The following is a 454-nucleotide window of genomic DNA, read 5'->3' as shown; positions in this document are numbered from 1 at the left end:
GTGACGAACAACACGCCGGCCACCACACCCGGAGAAGACCGCACGCCCCCGGTGTTCCAGAGCGCCGCGGTCACCGGCAACCAACTGACGCTGACCTACACCGACGAGAGCAACCTGGACGCCGCCAACACCGCAGCCGCCTCGGCCTTTGCGGTCAGCAGCGCAGGCAATCCGGCCATCAGCGTGAGCAGCGTGTCCGTATCGGGCAAGACCGTGACGCTGACGCTGAGCCGCGCCGTGACCAGCGCGGAGACCACCGTGACCGTGAGCTACACCAAGCCCACGGGCAACAACGTGATACAGGACGCAACCGGCAACGACGCAGTGAGCTTCAGCAACCAGGCCGTGACCCACAGCACGTCGGCAGCAGACACCACGCCCCCGGCGCTGATCATCACCGGCGACTCGCGTCCCAAGGTCACTGGCAACCAACTGGTGCTCAGCTTTAGCGATA

General features: G+C 65.9%; 1 protein-coding gene. It reads left to right on the top strand.

The window, feature by feature from the left end; translation table 11 throughout:
• On the top strand, window positions 1-454 hold a 454-nt coding region (locus tag D5041_RS21905; RefSeq protein WP_265285833.1), incomplete at both ends, for a SwmB domain-containing protein.

The sequence above is a fragment of the Verminephrobacter aporrectodeae subsp. tuberculatae genome (assembly GCF_026127385.1).
Lineage (GTDB): Bacteria > Pseudomonadota > Gammaproteobacteria > Burkholderiales > Burkholderiaceae_C > Acidovorax > Acidovorax aporrectodeae.
This window is presented reverse-complemented; position numbering and strand designations above follow the sequence as displayed.